Origin of the sequence: Fructilactobacillus sanfranciscensis (assembly GCF_029023685.1) — a bacterium.
Classification (GTDB): Bacteria; Bacillota; Bacilli; order Lactobacillales; family Lactobacillaceae; genus Fructilactobacillus; species Fructilactobacillus sanfranciscensis.
The window spans coordinates 563,782-582,040 of record NZ_CP118925.1; the positions used below are offsets into that span (position 1 = coordinate 563,782).

Sequence of the window (18,259 nt, forward strand, 5' to 3'; positions counted from 1 at the left end):
AGAAAGAACTATAATTCTAGTTCTTTCTCTTTTTTCGCTAAAAATTTAGTTAGCCCAGCGGTTTGCAGTATTTGGTAAAATCATTAAAATGAAAATCCAGATTGTTCCAACAATTGGAACAAATTGAATCCAAAACCACCAACCAGAATGATTTGAAGCGTGAAGCCGACGAACTGTCACTGAAAGGTTGCCAATCCAGACCAATGCAAATACAATCATGTAGACTGATTTCACAAATTGACCTAATACTGAACCAGCCGTTAAGCCGATTATCCAAGCAAAGATAATTGCTAGCCCAAAATTAAAAATAAGGGGCGTGAAAAATTCTAACCGGGTTGCGGTTCCGAAAAAATTGAAAATATTGTGCCAAAAATTACGATAAGCTTTAATCATCATGAAACTCCTTTCTAAACAACAATTTTCTCAGTATAAAACAAAAAAATGACAAAGTTAAGGATTTAGGTTAACTTTGTCATTTTTAACTAATTATTTATGTGCTTTGTCAGCTTGTGCTTGAGCAGCTTGGCCTAGAATGTTTAAGTAGTTAAACGGACGATCAAATTGTGGTTGGAATAACATATCCACCATTGCTAAATCGTCAATCGTGTTTTTATTTTGAATACATACTGATAAGACGTTCGCTGATTGCGAAACATCGTACATACTTGAAAGCGCCCCTCCCAAAATTACACGAGTCTTAGGATCATACACTAATGACATTAAAATTTCATCCGTTGACAACATAAATTCTGGACGATAATTATCAGCTATGATTACTTCGCTAACTTTTAAATTATTGGCTTTAGCAAGAGCCGTATTGATTCCAGTTGAGACATAAGTCCGACCGTATAATTTAAGACCAGATGAAGATTGGGTTCCCATGTCTTTTACTTTGTCTTCAGTCAGATTTAGGCCAACTAATCTCCCTTGGCGTACGGCGTTGGTAGCTAAAGGAATGTAGGCGTTAGAATTAGTGGGGTTGTAGTGAACGGCGGCACTATCACCAGCAGCAAAAATATCGCGATTTGATGAATGCATGTATTCATCAGTAATGATTGCACCGTTATCCAACATGGCAACTTTACCTTTAAGTAATTCAGTGTTAGGGCGGAAACCGATACAAAGAATCGCAATATCAGATTTAATTTTTTTACCATCTAGGGTTTTAGTGATAATTTCATCATCGACTTCTTCAAAAGCAGCTACTTTTGAACCAAGAACCAGGTTAACACCATGAGCTTCATAATCTTTGGCTAAAATATCAGTAAATTCTTTATCAAAATACTTGTAAAGAACTCGTTCATTACCATCAATTAAATTAACGTTATAATTTTGGTTTGAGTAGGCTTCAGCCAGTTCGGCACCAATATAACCAGAACCAATGATAGTAATCGTTTTAGCTTTGGGAGCTTCTTCAAATAACTTTTTAGCATCGTTATAGTTTTTACAAAGGTAAACGCGACTACTATCGATTCCAGGGATTGGAGGAACAGTAGGCTTAGAACCAGTGGTCATAATTAATTTGTCATATGCTTCTGTTTTTTCTTCGTTGGTGATTAAATCTTTAACTTTGATTGTTTTTGTTTCTGGATCAACGTTTGTAACTTGATGACGCATTTGGACGTTAGCTCCAAGATTGCTTAATTCTTCTGGACTTGAGTAGAAAAGCCCTTGGGGATCATTGTTTTTAATTTCTTTACCTAAGTAAAGGGCGATTCCACATGATAAAAAGGAAATGTTATCATTCATTTCATATACAGTCACATCTGCATCGGGGTGATCGGCAATCGTTTGCTTAACTGCAAAAGTACCAGCGTGAGTACAACCTACTACAATAACTTTCATTTATCCATACCTCGTTTGAGTTCTTCTATGATCGTTTACATAAATGATTGTAGCATGCTGTTAATTATCACACAATCTAATTGTGAAAAGCATATCATAAAATTTCATTAAAAAAGCCGACCGAAGTCAGCTTTTTCTGATTATTTAAATACAGTTTGCAACATTTTAGCAGTATGAGTAAATGGTTCGCAGCCATCTTTTGTTACTCGGACACAGTCTTCAATTCGAACTCCTGCAACGCCTGGAATATAGATTCCTGGTTCAAGTGAGAAACACATGTTTTCTTCAAGTTTTAAATCATTTCCTTCCATAATTGAAGGAAATTCATGTTCACTCATTCCCATTCCGTGACCAAGTCGGTGAATGAAGTATTTACCGTAGCCGGCTTTATCAATAATGTCACGGGCAATTTTATCTAATTCAGCGGCGGTAATTCCAGGTTTAACTGCTGCTTGAGCAGCTAATTGGGCTTCAAGACAGACCTTATAGATATCAGCTTGAGTATCATTTAATTTACCTACTGCGACAGTTCGGCTAGCATCACTAATGTATCCGTCATGAACGGTTCCTAAATCAAGTAACACTAATTCGTTATCTTCAATTTTGCGAGTACTAGTATCACCGTGAGGCTGTGAGGCATGTTTTCCAGCTTGAATTAAAGTAGGAAAACTCATTTGCATGACACCACGTTTTTTTAATTGATATTCAATCTCAGCGGCAACATCTGCCTCGGTAATACCTGGTTTAATGGTTTCAAAACCAACTTTGAAAGCGAAATCAGCTTCTCGACCAGCAGCACGAAGTTTTTCAATTTCATCATCCGTTTTAATTAAGTGAAGTCGTTGAACTTCTGGAGTTAAATCGTGGTTAAAGTTGGCACTTGGAAATTCTTTTTCTAAGGCGTGTAAACGATCAACAACAAGGTTGTTCATTTCAATTCCCCAGTTAACTGGGTTAGGATTGATTTCTTTAATATGGTCAGCAATCATAGCAAAAGGTTTTTCATGGTCTAAATAACCAAAAACTTTGTAAGGCCAACCAGATTTTTGAATATCTTCCACTTCAAGAGCTGGTGCAAATAAAAATGGATCAGCATCTGGGAAAACAATTAAAGCTAAAACTCGTTCGATTGGATCACTACCGAACCCAGTGAAATATTGAACATCCTCATAATTACTAATATAAGCGACGTCCAAGTTTTGTTCTTTAACATATTTCTGTAATTCTTTTAATTTTTCCATATTATAGCCTCCGTGTTTTTCCGTTATTTTAGCACAATGAAATTTAAAGACAACCATTGATGTTACATATTGGATAATCTGTTATTATAAAATGCAGTTTAAACAGTATGAAAATAATTTAATCCAAAAAATACTCAATTTTTAGCGTATAATTTGAGTATTAATTCAAAGGGGAAATAACTCGTGTTAAGAAAATCAAAAGCGTACCGTATTTCAATTTTGGCGTTATTCATTGCAATCATTATTGTACAAAACTTTGTTCCACTATTTGGATATATTCCGGTGGGACCACTTAACTTAACGACGATTCATATCACCGTAATTATTGCTGCAATTTTATTAGGCCCAGTTGATGGGGGAATTGTTGGTGGAGTTTGGGGCATTTTATCATTTATTCGAGCTTTTACAGCACCCACCAGTCCCGTACAACCACTAGTTTTTACTAATCCAATTATTTCAATTTTGCCACGAATTTTAATTGGCGTTGTGGCCGGTTACTTATTTATTGGTTTAACCAAAACTAAATTAAAGCCGGCTATTTCTTTAGCTATTACGGCAATAGTTGGTAGTTTAACGAATGCCTTTTTGGTTTTAGGAATGATTGCCATGTTTTATCGGACCCCCGCTGTAGCACATGCTTATGGTGTTAGTGATCCAAGTTTAATTATAAAAGTATTAATGACTGCCGTTGGAACAAATAGTATTCCAGAAACGATATTAGCAGCGGTAGTTGTTCCAATCGTATGTTTACCATTGTTGAAGCACAGTAAAATAAAATAACAACATGTTAAAATAAAGAGAACTTCTAAATGAGGAGTGCTCTTTATTTATTTAACAAAGGATTTTTAAAATGAATGAAAAAGTAATTGAAATTAAAAATTTAACTTATCATTATCCTAACCAAACAAAATTAATTTTGAAAAAGGTTAATTTAAGCATTAATCGGGGAGACTGGGTATCTTTAATTGGGGCTAATGGAAGTGGAAAATCAACGTTAGCAAAGTTAATCGTTGGATTATTAGATGACGAAGAACAGCAAATTCAAGTTTTTGGAAAAACTATGAATGATAAAAATGGAAATGAAATCCGATCAAATATTGGAATGGTTTTTCAAAACCCAGAAAATCAATTCGTAAGTTCAACTGTGTTAGACGATGTCGCTTTTGGATTAGAAAACCAAGGGATGAAAACTTCTGAGATGAAAATAAGGGTAGCAAAAGCTCTAGAAACAGTTGAAATGAACGATTTTATTAATCAAGCTCCGAACCAATTATCTGGAGGACAAAATCAACGAGTAGCCTTAGCTAGTGTTTTAGCCCAGCAGCCAAGCTTAATTATTTTAGATGAAGCAACTAGTATGCTTGATCCAACGACTAGAAGTAAAATTTTAAAGGTTGTTCATAGATTACACGAAGAACAGGGGACGACAGTTTTAGCGATTACACATGATATTAATGAAACTTTGCTTTCAGACAAAATCGTCATTTTAAATCAGGGTGAAATTGTGGCAGAAGACAATCCCAATCGAATTTACGTTCAAACTGAATTACTAAGAAAATGTGGTTTAGAAGTTCCATTAACGTATCAAGTACAACAAGCTTTTAGCAAAAATGGAATTAAACTTTCTGAAGATTATCTAAATGAAGAGGAGTTAATCAAACAATTATGGAAATTAAATTAAAAAATGTTGGTTATACTTATCATTTAAATAGTCCCATGGCATTTACTGCTTTGAAAAACATTACACTAACTTTTCCGGCACATCAATTGACGGCCATAATTGGAAAAACAGGAAGTGGTAAGTCCACATTAATTAAATTGTTGAATGGATTAGAAATCCCGACTTCTGGTGAAGTTGTAGTTGGCAACCAAGTAATTGACAAATACACTAAAAGTAAACAATTAAATTTAGTCCGGAAAAACGTTGGCATGGTATTTCAATTTTCCGAAAACCAACTGTTTTCTGAAACAGTTTTAAAAGATGTGATGTTTGGACCATTGAATTTTGGTAAATCTGAACAAGAAGCAGTGGAGTTGGCTAAATTTTGGTTAGCAAAAGTTGGAATTGACAAAGATTTGTTTGAACAAGCTCCCTTTGAATTATCTGGGGGACAAATGCGTCGCGTTGCTTTGGCAGGAGTACTAGCCTGTGAACCAAAAGTACTAGTTTTAGATGAACCTGGAGCCGGACTTGATTATGTTAGTAATCAAAATTTGATGAGTTTATTGAAAAAATTACAAAGTCAATTTGGATTGACCATTATCATGGTGACGCATTCTATGGAAAATGTGGCGGAATTTGCTGATCATGTGGTAGTTATGAAAAACGGTGCAATAGTCAGACAAACAAAGCCAATTGAATTATTTTCAACGGATGATTCAAAGGTTGAATTACCAGAAGCAGCTCAATTCTATTTAAAGTTAATGAAAAATCATCAGATTGAAAATGAATTGCCAATTAACAAAACTGAACTAATTAATCGTTTGTTAAAGCAGTTTAAGCCGAATGGAGGTACTCATGAATAATTTTATTTTTGGGCAATATATTCCTGGTAAGAGCTTAATTTATCGTCTAAATCCGCGATTAAAATTAATTGCATCAGTTTTACTAATAATTGCTAGCTTTATTAACCATAATTTGCTTGGATTTATAATTTTATTGGGAATCTGCGGTGTAATAATTCAAGTCTCTCAAGTTGGCTGGATTTTCTTTATTAAAGGAACTCAATTTTTTATTTATATGATTTTTTTAACTTCAATTTTACAAATTTTATTTAGTAATGGTGGAACCATTTATTGGCACTATGGCATTTTTACGATTTCTAGTTTTGGATTGCAAATCGCAAGCTTGGCATTTTTACGATTTTTAGTTGCCATAGTGATTTTAACTGTCTATTTAATGACAACTAATCCAGCCAAAATTGCCCAAACAATTCAAGGGATTTGTTATCCCTTAAAATTTGTGGGAGTTAACCTTGATGATATCGGGTTAGTTACTGCAATTGCATTACGTTTTGTGCCGACTTTAACTGAGGAAGTTAACAATCTTAGGAATGCACAAAAATCACGAGGAATAAATTTTGAAAAGTGTTCCATAATTAAACGAATTAAGAGTAATATTGCGATTTTAGTACCATTATTTATGAGTGTTTTTCGTAGAGCTGAGCAATTAGCAGCAACCATGATATTACGGGGATATACGGATGGTAAACATCGTACCCATATACGCCAGTCGAATTGGAGTAAATTTGATAGTTTAATTTTAATAGTAGTTTTATTAATTTTTGGTTTAATCTTATCTTTAAATATTAATTTTTAAGCTAAATTCTATTGACAGCAATAAAAAAAAGAATAATGCTATATGAGCGGCTTTTTTAACGTGAATTAGGCAGTTTTATTAATAAACAAAGGTGTAAATAATGATTGAAAAATTACAAAAAAAATCTATTTTTTTAATTATCGGAATGTTTCTATTATTAAGTATCGTTTTAATTGGATTATTATCTTATAGTTCTCCGATTTATGAATTTAACTATTCTGGCGATAATAATAATTATATGACGGTTGGAAAGGCAATGATGCATGGTTTTGTACCATACAAGGATGTTTTTGAACAAAAGGGACCATTTGTTTATCTTTTATATGGGTTGGCCTCGCTAATTTCTTTTCATACTTTCTTAGGATCTGCAATTTTTGAAATTGCAATTTTATTTGCGATTTTATGGCTAACTTTTAAAATTGGAAAATTATTTTCATCCACTAAGGTTGCATTTGTTATTGCACTGTTTGCACCAGTTTTTGTTTTAATGGAACCATATTATTCTTATGGGGCAACGGTTGAATTCTTTTTGTATCCAGCAATGTTATCGTTGATTTATGTTAGTTTAAAAGCACAACAGCATCAGTTTATAATTTCCAAATGGACCTGGTATTTTCAAGGATGTTTAGTTGGAATAGTATTTTTCTCTAAATACACTTTACTTGGTTCATGGATTGCATTTTATATTTTTATGTTCATGTATTATACAATTAAGCATCGTTGGAATGATGTTCGTAATTTAATTTGGTCAAGTGGTTTAGGGTTTTTAACAACGACCGTTCCTTGGCTAATTTATTTTGAAATGGTTCATGGATTAAAACAGTTCTTTAACGTTTATTTTTATACTAATATTTTTAGATATGGATCCGTAAATGGAACCTGGTTCGAAAGATTAAGCATGTCACTTTGGACGTTTGTTCAATTATTACTGTTTAGTAACCCAGTAATCACTTTTGTAATTGTATTAGGCTTATTGTTTGTTTTCTTTAGTCGTAAAATTCTAGCAGGGTGGATTATTAAATCATTATTAATGATTATGATGTTTACCAATGCTCTTTTGGCTTTATGTGGGGGAACGTTTGGGCCATATTATTTGTTGTCATATTTTCCCTATATTTTAGTTTTATTTGTCCTTTTGATAATTGCTTTGAGTCACAAGTTGAAACTATCTGCCTTTAAAAAATGGCAAAGTGTGTTCATTTTCAGTTGGATATTCGCTTTATGTATGACTTTATCGGTGAACTCTAATTTACAGTTTTCACGATTCATACCCAATAATCCAGCAATCACATCTAATTTAGGTGTTAAGCATCCAACTAGTTCTGCTCAAATCGAATTTGGAAGGATTATGCGTCATGAAAGTAAGGGTAGACCAACCTTGTTAGCGTTTGGATTTTTAGAAAATGGATTTTATACAACTTCAGGGGCATATCCTACAATTCATTACTTTGAACGAAACAATATTTCTTACCATAAGTTACCAACAATGATGAATACAGCTGCAAATGCAATTAAGCACCGCAAAGTGCAATGGGTCGTTATCTGTGTTAAAACGACTTCGAACAGTAATTTACAACATCAAATTGAAACAACATATAAGAAAAATGCCTATGGTAGGGGATTAAAAGCTCTGAACCAGAATTATGAAATGAGAGCTCATCATTCTCAAATTTCACAAGGTAATGATATGGAATATATTTTATATAAATTAAAATAAGCTTTGGTTAATCAACAAAAAATGACCCATGCACTTTCACAAAATAAAAGCGTGTGGGTCATTTTCTATTTAATTAAATTCCGGACTGAAGGGTCCAGTCCACTACACCTGAATATTGACCAGATTTTGCTTTATTGTTAGTCTTAATGACTAATCCTTGATCATTTGTAAAATTCTTTTGGTAATTATCACCATTTTTATCCATTTGATCACTGGTTAAAATCGTTTGTGCACTTTGATTTAATTGATTTTGTTGTTTCTGGTTAACAAACCACATTGTAAATGGCTGATTGGTTTGATTTGGTTTATAAGTAGCGTTAATTTGGAATTTTGCTTTATTTGATATGGAATCAATCACATTAAAACTCAAGTTATCACTACTTGTTCGTGGAAGAAAGCCAGTCTGAGTTGGTAACTTATCGAGGGAGTAATCCCAATTGTATGTGTTTGGATTATTATCGGCAAATGCAATTTTTCCAGATAAAGTGAGGGCATTTGCATCAAAAACAGATAAGTCACTAGAACTTATAACCTTATTTGCACTGTTATATTTACTGGAAATCGGAGTTAAATTCTTATAAGAATTTACATTCGTTGGAACTTGGTTAGTTTTATAACCATTTGATCCTGAACCTGAATCGATAAATTCAACTGGGACGTAAGCATCTAAAATATTGGTTAATCCTCCGGCAGAATAAGTCATTCCGCTATATGATAAGAACTTAGCATTCGGATGGAATTTAATTAGACTTCCAGAACCCCAGGACCCAAAATTTGAAAATGGAGCATTATTTGTGGATGCTAAAACCGTTTGAGAATTAGATGATAGATCCATGTTTACTTGCGCTGTTCCCATGCTGGAACTGTTAAAGATTGAATTGTATGCTGTTAAATTAACCTGACCATTGTTGGTTAAATCAACCCCATTGACACCCTTAAATACATCTGATGTACCACTATCATTAAGGTTTAGAGTTCCGGAGTTATTAATTTGGAGTGGATTATTATTCCAAAAATTAAACATCTGACCTCTTGAAGAATTACTATTAAGATTTAAAGTTGCTCCATTAGCTATTTCAATTGGAAAAGCTTGGTTATTGGTATTATTAATTAGTCCATAAGGAAAGGTATTTGCTCCATTTCCAGTCATGGTGGTCGTTCCTGAGGTTACTTTGATGTTAGGGATTTGTGCTAATTGATTGGACGTTGTCCCCGTAACAAAATTATTTGTTCCTTGAAATTCAACGGGTATTGAGTTTGTAGTCAGTGGCTGATTATAAGTTAAATCACCAGGAAAATTATAGTTAATATTTTTATAAACAATTGTTGGGGAAGTTGCTGTTGGTCCATTGCTTTGAGTAGAGGAAAATAAAATTCCTTTATTGGTAGTATAGTATTTACTTCCTATCCAACTTGCAGTATTTGAACTACCTGAATTTTGAAGGTTAACATTTTGTACTGTTAAACGTCCTGCTTGTGAATTAGAATTAACGTTAATTGTTGATCCAGTCGCAGAGTATACATAAAATGGTTGGTTTTGAAAATCAACGGTTACGTTATTTTGCTTCTATACTGATAATTGGCACACAAATACTTAGACAATTTGTGTGAAATTATAATCAGATAGGAGTTTTTTTATATGAAAAATCGTTCAAAAAGATATTCACTAGAATTTAAACAAAGCCTTGTGGCTTTGTACAATGATGAAAAATTAGTCTCTGTAGATGATGGAAAACCAATCACAAGAAAAGACTTTTTAAAACTAAAGAAAGAGTATGAGGATTTAAAGGAAGAAAATGAAATTTTAAAAGCAGCGGCGATGATCTTAGGGAAAAAGTCAAACGAGAAACACATTTACCATTAATCAACCGATTTTTAGCTGAGAATCATCGCCTTACTATTATTTTAAAGGCCCTTCAAGTTCCCAGAAGAACATATTATAACTGGATAAATTACACTCCAAATTATAGAAAAATGTTAGAGGAAAAAGTCAAACCATTCCTAAAGGAAGCATGGTCTAAAAACTACAAAGCATACAGAGCCCCAAGACTTAAAGTAGCTCTCCAAAGAGAGCTAGGGATTAACTTTAGTATTAGAAGAATTACACGTTTGATGAAGGAGCTTGGAATTAGATCACTTATGTGTAGACGATTTAAAAAGCCAGGAATTCATGTTGATTATGATCAAAGACCAAATCTAATTAAAAATCTTAGTGGAAAGTCTATTTGGCGTGCTGATATTACCTATCTACAATTAGAAAAAGGTGTCTGGGTTTACTTAAGTACCGTCTTTGATGACCAGACCTATAAAATTTTATCTCAAAAGGTTTCAAAACATATGACTAGTAAATTAGTAAGCCATACTTTAATTGAAGCATTAAAGAAAAATAAAAAACCAGAATATTTACATTCAGATATGGGAAGCCAATATACTAGTTCAATATTTGAGCATGTCCTTGAGGGACATGAAATTAGGCACTCTTACTCACAAAAAGGACATCCATATGACAATGGTCCAATTGAAGCATTTCATTCAATCTTAAAACGTGAGTTTGCCTTTCAAACTAGATTTACAAGTTTTGAAGATGTGGTATTAAAAACAGAAAATTATATTCACTGGTACAACACGGAAAGAATTAGAATAGCTGTCTAACTAAATTTGTGCCATTTATTGACATAGGAGCACGTTTAACGGTGCTATTCCTTTAGCTAGTAAAGGTTTTAAAATTGGTGTAATTGAGGATGGTTTGATTGGTGGAACTTGTCCTAATCGTGGCTGTAATGCAAAAATTTTACTTGATATGATTACTACCACTCAACATGATGTTAAGGAATTGCAAGGCTCGGAATTAGCTGGAATTCCAGAAATTAATTGGAAAGATAACGTTGAACATAAGGATGAAGTGATTCAACCATTGCCTGAAGCAATTGGTAATATGATGACTAATGCAGGAATAGATTTAATATACGGCAAAGGCAAGTTAGTTGATGACCACAGTATTAAAGTAGGTAATAAAGAATATTCTGCAGATAAAATTGTGATTGCAACTGGTGCACATTATCGTAAATTAGATATTTCTGGTAATGAACTTACTCATGACGGAACTGATTTTCTATCCTTAAAAAACCAACTCGAGCGGATGACGGTGATTGGTTCTGGTTACATTGCACTCGAATTTGCTAATATTGCTGCAGCTTTGGGTACCAAAGTAACGGTTTTAATGCATCATTACGTTGCTTTGAGAAAATTCTATCAGCCATTTGTAAAAGTTGTATTAAATAAGTTAGCTGAATTAGATGTTAAATTTGTTACTAACGTTAATCCTCAATCAATTGAAAAAATTGATGATGACTTAATAGTTAAAACTAATCAAGGCGATTTTAAAGCTGATTGGGTTTTAAATGCTACGGGACGTCCAGCTAATGTAGAAGGAATTGGGTTAGATGAAGTTGGTGTGAAATATAATCATCAAGGAATCGAGGTTAATGATCATTTACAAACGAATATTCCTAGTATTTATGCAGCTGGTGATGTATTAGATAAAAAGGTTGGGAAATTAACTCCAACTGCCATTTTCGAATCAGAATACCTAACTGATTTATTTTCTGGTGTAACTGATAAATCGATTGATTATCCAGCTGTTCCAAGTGCAGTTTTTACGACGCCAAGAATTGCTCAAGTGGGTATTTCAGTAGATGAGGATGAAACAAATTCCAATAAATATACTATTAAAGATGTAGATTTGGCTACTGACTGGTTTCAGATGACTAAAAATGAAAATGAAGGAACTAGTAAACTAATTTATGATAATCATGGGGTGCTAGTGGGAGCAACTGAAGTTAGTGATCAAGCAGAAGATTCAATTAGTACGATTCTTCCTGCAATTGAATACCAGCTAACTCCTAAACAGATTAAACACATGATTAGTTTGTTTCCAACCATTGGTTCTGAATCATGGTCTAAATTGTAATTTTATGAAGTAAAATAAACAGTTAAATATTTTGACTTTTTTCGACCAAATTGTTGACATCTTATTTTCATTAGTATATAGTTAAATATTGTTGACGCGGAAAATTTTTGAAGATAAATTAATTTAAAAAAGTTAATTAAATTTCTTGACCTTTCTTGATCAACGTGATATATTAATAAAGTACCGTTTGTGACGATACGTTATTGAGTAGATCTTTGAAAACTGAACAAGATTTTGATTACAATATGTGTAAGGATAATCTTTAAACTTAGTTTAAAGATTAAACAAATATGCAATGTCAATTTGCAAAAACAAATAAATAAGAGCTAGTAAAGTTCTCATTTTTAAAATGAGAGTTTGATCCTGGCTCAGGACGAACGTTGGCGGCGTGCCTAATACATGCAAGTCGAACGAAGTCGCCCAATTGATTCTTAGTGCTTGCACTAAGATGATTTTGGATCCGACTGAGTGGCGAACTGGTGAGTAACACGTGGGTAACCTGCCCAGAAGAAGGGGATAACACCTGGAAACAGATGCTAATACCGTATAACAACAAGAACCACATGGTTCTTGTTTGAAAGCTGGCCTTTGTGCTAGTGCTTCTGGATGGACCCGCGGCGTATTAGCTAGTTGGTGAGATAATAGCTCACCAAGGCAATGATACGTAGCAGACCTGAGAGGGTAATCTGCCACAATGGGACTGAGACACGGCCCATACTCCTACGGGAGGCAGCAGTAGGGAATCTTCCACAATGGACGAAAGTCTGATGGAGCAACGCCGCGTGAGTGAAGAAGGGTTTCGGCTCGTAAAACTCTGTTGTTAGAGAAGAACAGCCGTGAGAGCAACTGCTCACGGTATGACGGTATCTAACCAGAAAGTCACGGCTAACTACGTGCCAGCAGCCGCGGTAATACGTAGGTGGCAAACGTTGTCCGGATTTATTGGGCGTAAAGGGAGCGCAGGCGGTTTATTAAGTCTGATGTGAAAGCCTTCGGCTTAACCGGAGAAGTGCATCGGAAACTGATAAACTTGAGTGCAGAAAAGGATAGTGGAACTTCATGTGTAGCGGTGAAATGCGTAGATATATGAAGGAACACCAGTGGCGAAGGCGGCTATCTGGTCTGTAACTGACGCTGAGGCTCGAAAGCATGGGTAGCAAACAGGATTAGATACCCTGGTAGTCCATGCCGTAAACGATGAATGCTAGGTGTTGGAAGGTTTCCGCCTTTCAGTGCCGCAGCTAACGCATTAAGCATTCCGCCTGGGGAGTACGACCGCAAGGTTGAAACTCAAAGGAATTGACGGGGACCCGCACAAGCGGTGGAGCATGTGGTTTAATTCGATGCTACGCGAAGAACCTTACCAGGACTTGACATCTTCTGCCAATCTAAGAGATTAGACGTTCCCTTCGGGGACAGAATGACAGGTGGTGCATGGTTGTCGTCAGCTCGTGTCGTGAGATGTTGGGTTAAGTCCCGCAACGAGCGCAACCCTTGTCTTTAGTTGCCAGCATTAAGTTGGGCACTCTAGAGAGACTGCCGGTGATAAACCGGAGGAAGGTGGGGATGACGTCAAATCATCATGCCCCTTATGTCCTGGGCTACACACGTGCTACAATGGGCGATACAACGAGTTGCGAAACCGCGAGGTCAAGCTAATCTCTTAAAGTCGTTCTCAGTTCGGATTGCAGTCTGCAACTCGACTGCATGAAGTTGGAATCGCTAGTAATCGTGGATCAGCATGCCACGGTGAATACGTTCCCGGGTCTTGTACACACCGCCCGTCACACCATGAGAGTTTGTAACACCCAAAGTCGGTTGGATAACCTTTTTAGGAGTCCGCCGCCTAAGGTGGGACAGATGATTAGGGTGAAGTCGTAACAAGGTAGCCGTAGGAGAACCTGCGGCTGGATCACCTCCTTTCTAAGGAATAATTCGGAACCTTACATTAATCAAAATCTTGGTCAGTTTTGAGAGTATCTACTCTCTTAATTTTGTTCTTTGAAAACTAGATAATATTATTTTCTGTAATAATTATATTTTTATATATAATTGAACCGAGAAATAACCATTGTGTTATTTTTGAGTTTTTTAATTAGTTTTAATCGCTAAAACTCAAATGATTTATAATCCGTAGGATTATAGGTTAAGTTAATAAGGGCGCATGGTGAATGCCTTGGTACTAGGAGCCGATGAAGGACGCAACTAACTGCGATAAGCTTCGGGGAGCTGTACGTAAGCTTTGATCCGGAGATTTCCGAATGAGGAAACTCGACCAGTGTTATGACTGGTCACTGCATAGTGAATACATAGCTATGCAGAGGCAGACGTGGGGAACTGAAACATCTAAGTACCCACAGGAATATAAAGAAATTTCGATTCCCTAAGTAGCGGCGAGCGAACGGGGAATAGCCCAAACCGAACCCTTGTGGTTCGGGGTTGTAGGACTGAACATTTGAGTTACAAAAGTATTTGATAGTTGAAGTAGTTGGGAAGCTACACCAAAGAGAGTGATAGTCTCGTAAACGAAATCGAATACCCTCAGTTCAGGATCCTGAGTACGGCGACACACGTGAAACGTCGTCGGAATCTGGGAGGACCATCTCCCAAGGCTAAATACTCCCTAGTGACCGATAGTGAACCAGTACCGTGAGGGAAAGGTGAAAAGCACCCCGGAAGGGGAGTGAAATAGTTCCTGAAACCATGTGCCTACAAGCAGTCAGAGCCCGTTAATGGGTGATGGCGTGCCTCTTGTAGAATGAACCGGCGAGTTACAGTTGCATGCAAGGTTAAGCCGAAAAAGCGGAGCCGTAGCGAAAGCGAGTCTTAATAGGGCGCCATAGTATGTTGCCGTAGACCCGAAACCAGGTGATCTACCCATGTCCAGGATGAAAGTGCGGTAATACGCACCGGAGGTCCGAACCCGTGTACGTTGAAAAGTGCTGGGATGAGGTGTGGGTAGCGGTGAAATTCCAAACGAACTTGGAGATAGCTGGTTCTCTCCGAAATAGCTTTAGGGCTAGCCTCGGAATTAGAATCATGGAGGTAGAGCCACTGTTTGAGCAAGGGGTCCATCTAGGATTACTGAGTTCAGATAAACTCCGAATACCATTGATTTATGTCCGGGAGTCAGACGATGAGTGATAAGATCCATCGTCGAAAGGGGAACAGCCCAGACCGCCAGTTAAGGTCCCTAAATATATGCTAAGTGGAAAAGGAAGTGGAGTTGCATAGACAACTAGGATGTTGGCTCAGAAGCAGCCACCATTTAAAGAGTGCGTAATAGCTCACTAGTCGAGTGATTCTGCGCCGAAAATTTACCGGGGCTAAGCATATTACCGAGACTGCGGACGCAACTATGTTGCGTGATAGGAGAGCGTTCTAAGGGCAATGAAGGTAGACCGTAAGGACTACTGGAGCGCTTAGAAGTGAGAATGCCGGTATGAGTAGCGAAAGATCAGTGAGAATCTGATCCACCGAATGACTAAGGTTTCCTGGGGAAGGCTCGTCCACCCAGGGTTAGTCGGGACCTAAGCCGAGGCTGAGAAGCGTAGGCGATGGATAACAGGTTGAGATTCCTGTACTAGTTAATTATGTTTGAACGATGGAGGGACGCAGTAGGCTAAGATATGCACACGATTGGAAATGTGTGTTCAAATCGTAAGTCAGTTTAAGAGTCAAATGCTTTTAAGCGGGTTGACAAGCGATGATGAGGATCGAAATTTAAGTAGAGAAGTATCTGACGTCACACTGCCGAGAAAAGCTTCTAGTTAGTAATTAATTACCCGTACCGCAAACCGACACAGGTAGTCGAGGAGAGTATCCTCAGGTGAGCGAGAGAACTATCGTTAAGGAACTCGGCAAAATGACCCCGTAACTTCGGAAGAAGGGGTGCTGGCCTCACGGCCAGCCGCAGTGAAAAGACTCAAACGACTGTTTATCAAAAACACAGGTTTATGCAAAATCGTAAGATGAAGTATATGGGCTGACGCCTGCCCGGTGCTGGAAGGTTAAGTGGAAGTGTTAGCTTCGGCGAAGCACCGAAATGAAGCCCCAGTAAACGGCGGCCGTAACTATAACGGTCCTAAGGTAGCGAAATTCCTTGTCGGGTAAGTTCCGACCCGCACGAAAGGCGTAACGATTTGAGTACTGTCTCAACGATAGACTCGGTGAAATTAAGATACCTGTGAAGAAGCAGGTTACCCGCGACAGGACGGAAAGACCCCATGGAGCTTTACTGTAGCTTGATATTGGGTGTTTACATAACTTGTACAGGATAGGTAGGAGCCATAGAAGCCGGGACGCTAGTCTCGGTGGAGGCGTCAGTGGGATACTACCCTTGTTATGTGAACACTCTAACCCTGCGCACTGATCGTGCGCGGAGACAGTGTCTGGTTGGCAGTTTGACTGGGGCGGTCGCCTCCTAAACAGTAACGGAGGCGCTCAAAGGTTTGCTTAGAATGGTTGGAAATCATTCCTAAAGTGTAAAGGCAAAAGCAAGCTTGACTGCGAGACAAACAGGTCGAGCAGGGACGAAAGTCGGACTTAGTGATCCGGTGGTACCATATGGAAGGGCCATCGCTCAACGGATAAAAGCTACCCTGGGGATAACAGGCTTATCTCCCCCAAGAGTTCACATCGACGGGGAGGTTTGGCACCTCGATGTCGGCTCATCGCATCCTGGGGCTGTAGTTGGTCCCAAGGGTTGGGCTGTTCGCCCATTAAAGCGGTACGCGAGCTGGGTTCAGAACGTCGTGAGACAGTTCGGTCCCTATCCGTCGCGGGCGCAGGAAATTTGAGAGGAGCTGTCCCTAGTACGAGAGGACCGGGATGGACATACCGCTGGTGTATCAGTTGCGCCGCCAGGCGCATTGCTGAGTAGCTATGTATGGATGAGATAAACGCTGAAAGCATCTAAGTGTGAAACTCGCCTCAAGATGAGATTTCCCATTCCTATATGGAAGTAAGACTCCTGAAAGATGATCAGGTAGATAGGTTAGAAGTGGAAGCGTAGTGATACGTGAAGCGGACTAATACTAATCAGTCGAGGACTTAACCAAGTAGAATGAAGATACAATGGAAGTTAATCGGAAGAAAATGATATTGTCTAGTTTTGAGAGAACAAAGTTCTCACAAAAAATAGTGTGGTGGCGATAGCCTGAAGGATACACCTGTTTCCATGCCGAACACAGAAGTTAAGCTTCAGCACGCCAAAAGTAGTTGGGGGATCGCCCCCTGCGAGGATAGGACGTTGCCACGCAATATAAAAAAGTCGATAACTGCGGTTATCGGCTTTTTTTATAACATATAGAATTAATATTTAACGGAGGTAAATAATATGAAAAAGTTAAATAATAAAGAAGAAATTGGATTAAAATGTCTAAAAAAATATTTAAATGATGAAAATTATAAATACTTTTTGGTTTATGAAACAGGATCACAATTACAATCATTAGCAACAGAAACTAGTGATGTTGATTTTTATGTATTTTATGTTCCAACTAAGCTAGAATTATTGACTCAAAATATGGAAAAAGAAAATTTTGTTAGACTAGAAAATTGTGAAGTTAAGTTAATCGCAATTCCAGAATTATTTCATTTAATTATGAAAGGTGATCCAAATATAATTGAAACATTTTTTCAAAAACCATTTATGATTGGAAGTTATCAAGATAACAAAATAATGTATGATAAATTATTTAAACTTTCAGAATGCTTATATGAAAATCGAAATCTGTTAGTTTATTTAAGCAATGGTCGCTTTATTCGTTCTTGTATTTGGATGATGCGCTCAAACACTAAGAAATTACGACCAAGTAAGCGCTATATGGGGAATGGAACATTTGGAAAAACTTTATTTGAGTATGTAAAAGAATATCTTTATGCTAGTAAATTTTTAAATCAAATTGAACATAAGTCTCATGAAAATTTAGAAAATATTATTTTTCCCAATCAAAAAACATTGGAATTGTTAAAAAATTACAAGTCAATAAAAAAATATAATCGAAAAGTCAGAAACGATGTTTTTATAAAATATAATTATAAAAAATTAAATCAAGAATATCGATTTGCTAGAAATAATCATAAATTTGATAGCCTTAGTAAAAAGGCAAAAATGTTACTTGACAAACTGGTAGAGGACACTCCCGTTTATTATTAATTGAGAC

Annotated in this window: 12 protein-coding genes and 3 rRNA genes; 11 read left to right on the plus strand and 4 right to left on the minus strand. The window is 36.7% G+C overall.

Annotated elements, in window-relative coordinates:
* Nucleotides 1-45 precede the first annotated feature (45 nt).
* The 3 genes from PY770_RS02870 to PY770_RS02880 all read right to left on the minus strand — a co-directional run bounded on the left by PY770_RS02870 (nucleotide 46) and on the right by PY770_RS02880 (nucleotide 3,086).
* Complete coding sequence (locus PY770_RS02870; RefSeq protein ID WP_103429123.1) at nucleotides 46-396, minus strand: DUF805 domain-containing protein; 351 nt, start codon at nucleotides 394-396, stop codon at nucleotides 46-48.
* 90 nt (nucleotides 397-486) lie between these two features.
* Nucleotides 487-1,845 (minus strand): FAD-dependent oxidoreductase, encoded by a 1,359-nt coding sequence (locus tag PY770_RS02875; protein ID WP_103429122.1) that lies wholly within the window; start codon nucleotides 1,843-1,845, stop codon nucleotides 487-489.
* A 140-nt stretch (nucleotides 1,846-1,985) separates the two neighbouring features.
* Nucleotides 1,986-3,086: a M24 family metallopeptidase gene (locus tag PY770_RS02880; protein ID WP_103429121.1), complete on the minus strand. Its 1,101-nt coding sequence runs from the start codon at nucleotides 3,084-3,086 to the stop codon at nucleotides 1,986-1,988.
* Nucleotides 3,087-3,269: 183 nt separating this feature from the next.
* Between PY770_RS02880 and PY770_RS02885 the strand changes: the two genes are divergently transcribed.
* The 5 genes from PY770_RS02885 (at nucleotide 3,270) to PY770_RS02905 (ending at nucleotide 8,122) form a co-directional block, all read left to right on the plus strand.
* Nucleotides 3,270-3,866, plus strand: coding sequence for an ECF transporter S component (locus tag PY770_RS02885; RefSeq protein WP_103429120.1), 597 nt, complete (start codon nucleotides 3,270-3,272; stop codon nucleotides 3,864-3,866).
* 70 nt (nucleotides 3,867-3,936) lie between these two features.
* Nucleotides 3,937-4,767 carry an energy-coupling factor transporter ATPase gene (locus PY770_RS02890; protein ID WP_103429119.1) on the plus strand — a complete coding sequence of 277 codons (831 nt, stop codon included), beginning with the start codon at nucleotides 3,937-3,939 and terminating at the stop codon, nucleotides 4,765-4,767.
* Nucleotides 4,752-5,612 (plus strand): energy-coupling factor transporter ATPase, encoded by an 861-nt coding sequence (locus tag PY770_RS02895; RefSeq protein ID WP_156843388.1) that lies wholly within the window; start codon nucleotides 4,752-4,754, stop codon nucleotides 5,610-5,612. The genes PY770_RS02890 and PY770_RS02895 overlap by 16 nt, the downstream gene beginning before the upstream one ends.
* Nucleotides 5,605-6,405 carry an energy-coupling factor transporter transmembrane component T family protein gene (locus tag PY770_RS02900; protein WP_163601608.1) on the plus strand — a complete coding sequence of 267 codons (801 nt, stop codon included), beginning with the start codon at nucleotides 5,605-5,607 and terminating at the stop codon, nucleotides 6,403-6,405. Before PY770_RS02895 ends, PY770_RS02900 begins: the two co-directional genes overlap by 8 nt.
* Before the next feature lie 100 nt (nucleotides 6,406-6,505).
* Nucleotides 6,506-8,122 (plus strand): ArnT family glycosyltransferase, encoded by a 1,617-nt coding sequence (locus PY770_RS02905; RefSeq protein ID WP_103429116.1) that lies wholly within the window; start codon nucleotides 6,506-6,508, stop codon nucleotides 8,120-8,122.
* A 73-nt stretch (nucleotides 8,123-8,195) separates the two neighbouring features.
* On the opposite strand, the gene PY770_RS02910 is transcribed toward PY770_RS02905, so the two are convergent.
* Entirely contained in the window at nucleotides 8,196-9,272 is a 1,077-nt protein-coding gene (locus PY770_RS02910; RefSeq protein WP_103429115.1) for a hypothetical protein, read from the minus strand.
* 489 nt (nucleotides 9,273-9,761) lie between these two features.
* On the opposite strand from PY770_RS02910, the gene PY770_RS02915 reads away from it, so the two are divergent.
* The 6 genes from PY770_RS02915 (at nucleotide 9,762) to PY770_RS02940 (ending at nucleotide 18,252) form a co-directional block, all read left to right on the plus strand.
* Nucleotides 9,762-10,774, plus strand: a protein-coding gene (locus PY770_RS02915; RefSeq protein WP_275046072.1) for an IS3 family transposase whose coding sequence is annotated in 2 segments (ribosomal slippage) — nucleotides 9,762-9,957 and nucleotides 9,957-10,774 — 1,014 coding nt in all. Because the reading frame shifts where the segments join, the coding sequence is not laid out codon by codon here.
* Nucleotides 10,775-10,820: 46 nt separating this feature from the next.
* Nucleotides 10,821-12,092, plus strand: a complete 1,272-nt coding sequence (locus PY770_RS02920; protein WP_275046096.1) for a dihydrolipoyl dehydrogenase family protein — start codon at nucleotides 10,821-10,823, stop codon at nucleotides 12,090-12,092.
* A 345-nt stretch (nucleotides 12,093-12,437) separates the two neighbouring features.
* Nucleotides 12,438-14,015, plus strand: a 16S ribosomal RNA gene (locus PY770_RS02925).
* A gap of 221 nt (nucleotides 14,016-14,236) precedes the next feature.
* Nucleotides 14,237-17,152 (plus strand): 23S ribosomal RNA (locus tag PY770_RS02930).
* An 83-nt stretch (nucleotides 17,153-17,235) separates the two neighbouring features.
* Nucleotides 17,236-17,352 (plus strand): 5S ribosomal RNA (rrf, locus tag PY770_RS02935).
* Together the 16S, 23S and 5S rRNA genes form the textbook arrangement of a ribosomal RNA operon.
* A 78-nt stretch (nucleotides 17,353-17,430) precedes the next feature.
* Nucleotides 17,431-18,252 carry a hypothetical protein gene (locus PY770_RS02940; protein ID WP_103428683.1) on the plus strand — a complete coding sequence of 274 codons (822 nt, stop codon included), beginning with the start codon at nucleotides 17,431-17,433 and terminating at the stop codon, nucleotides 18,250-18,252.
* Nucleotides 18,253-18,259: the final 7 nt, after the last annotated feature.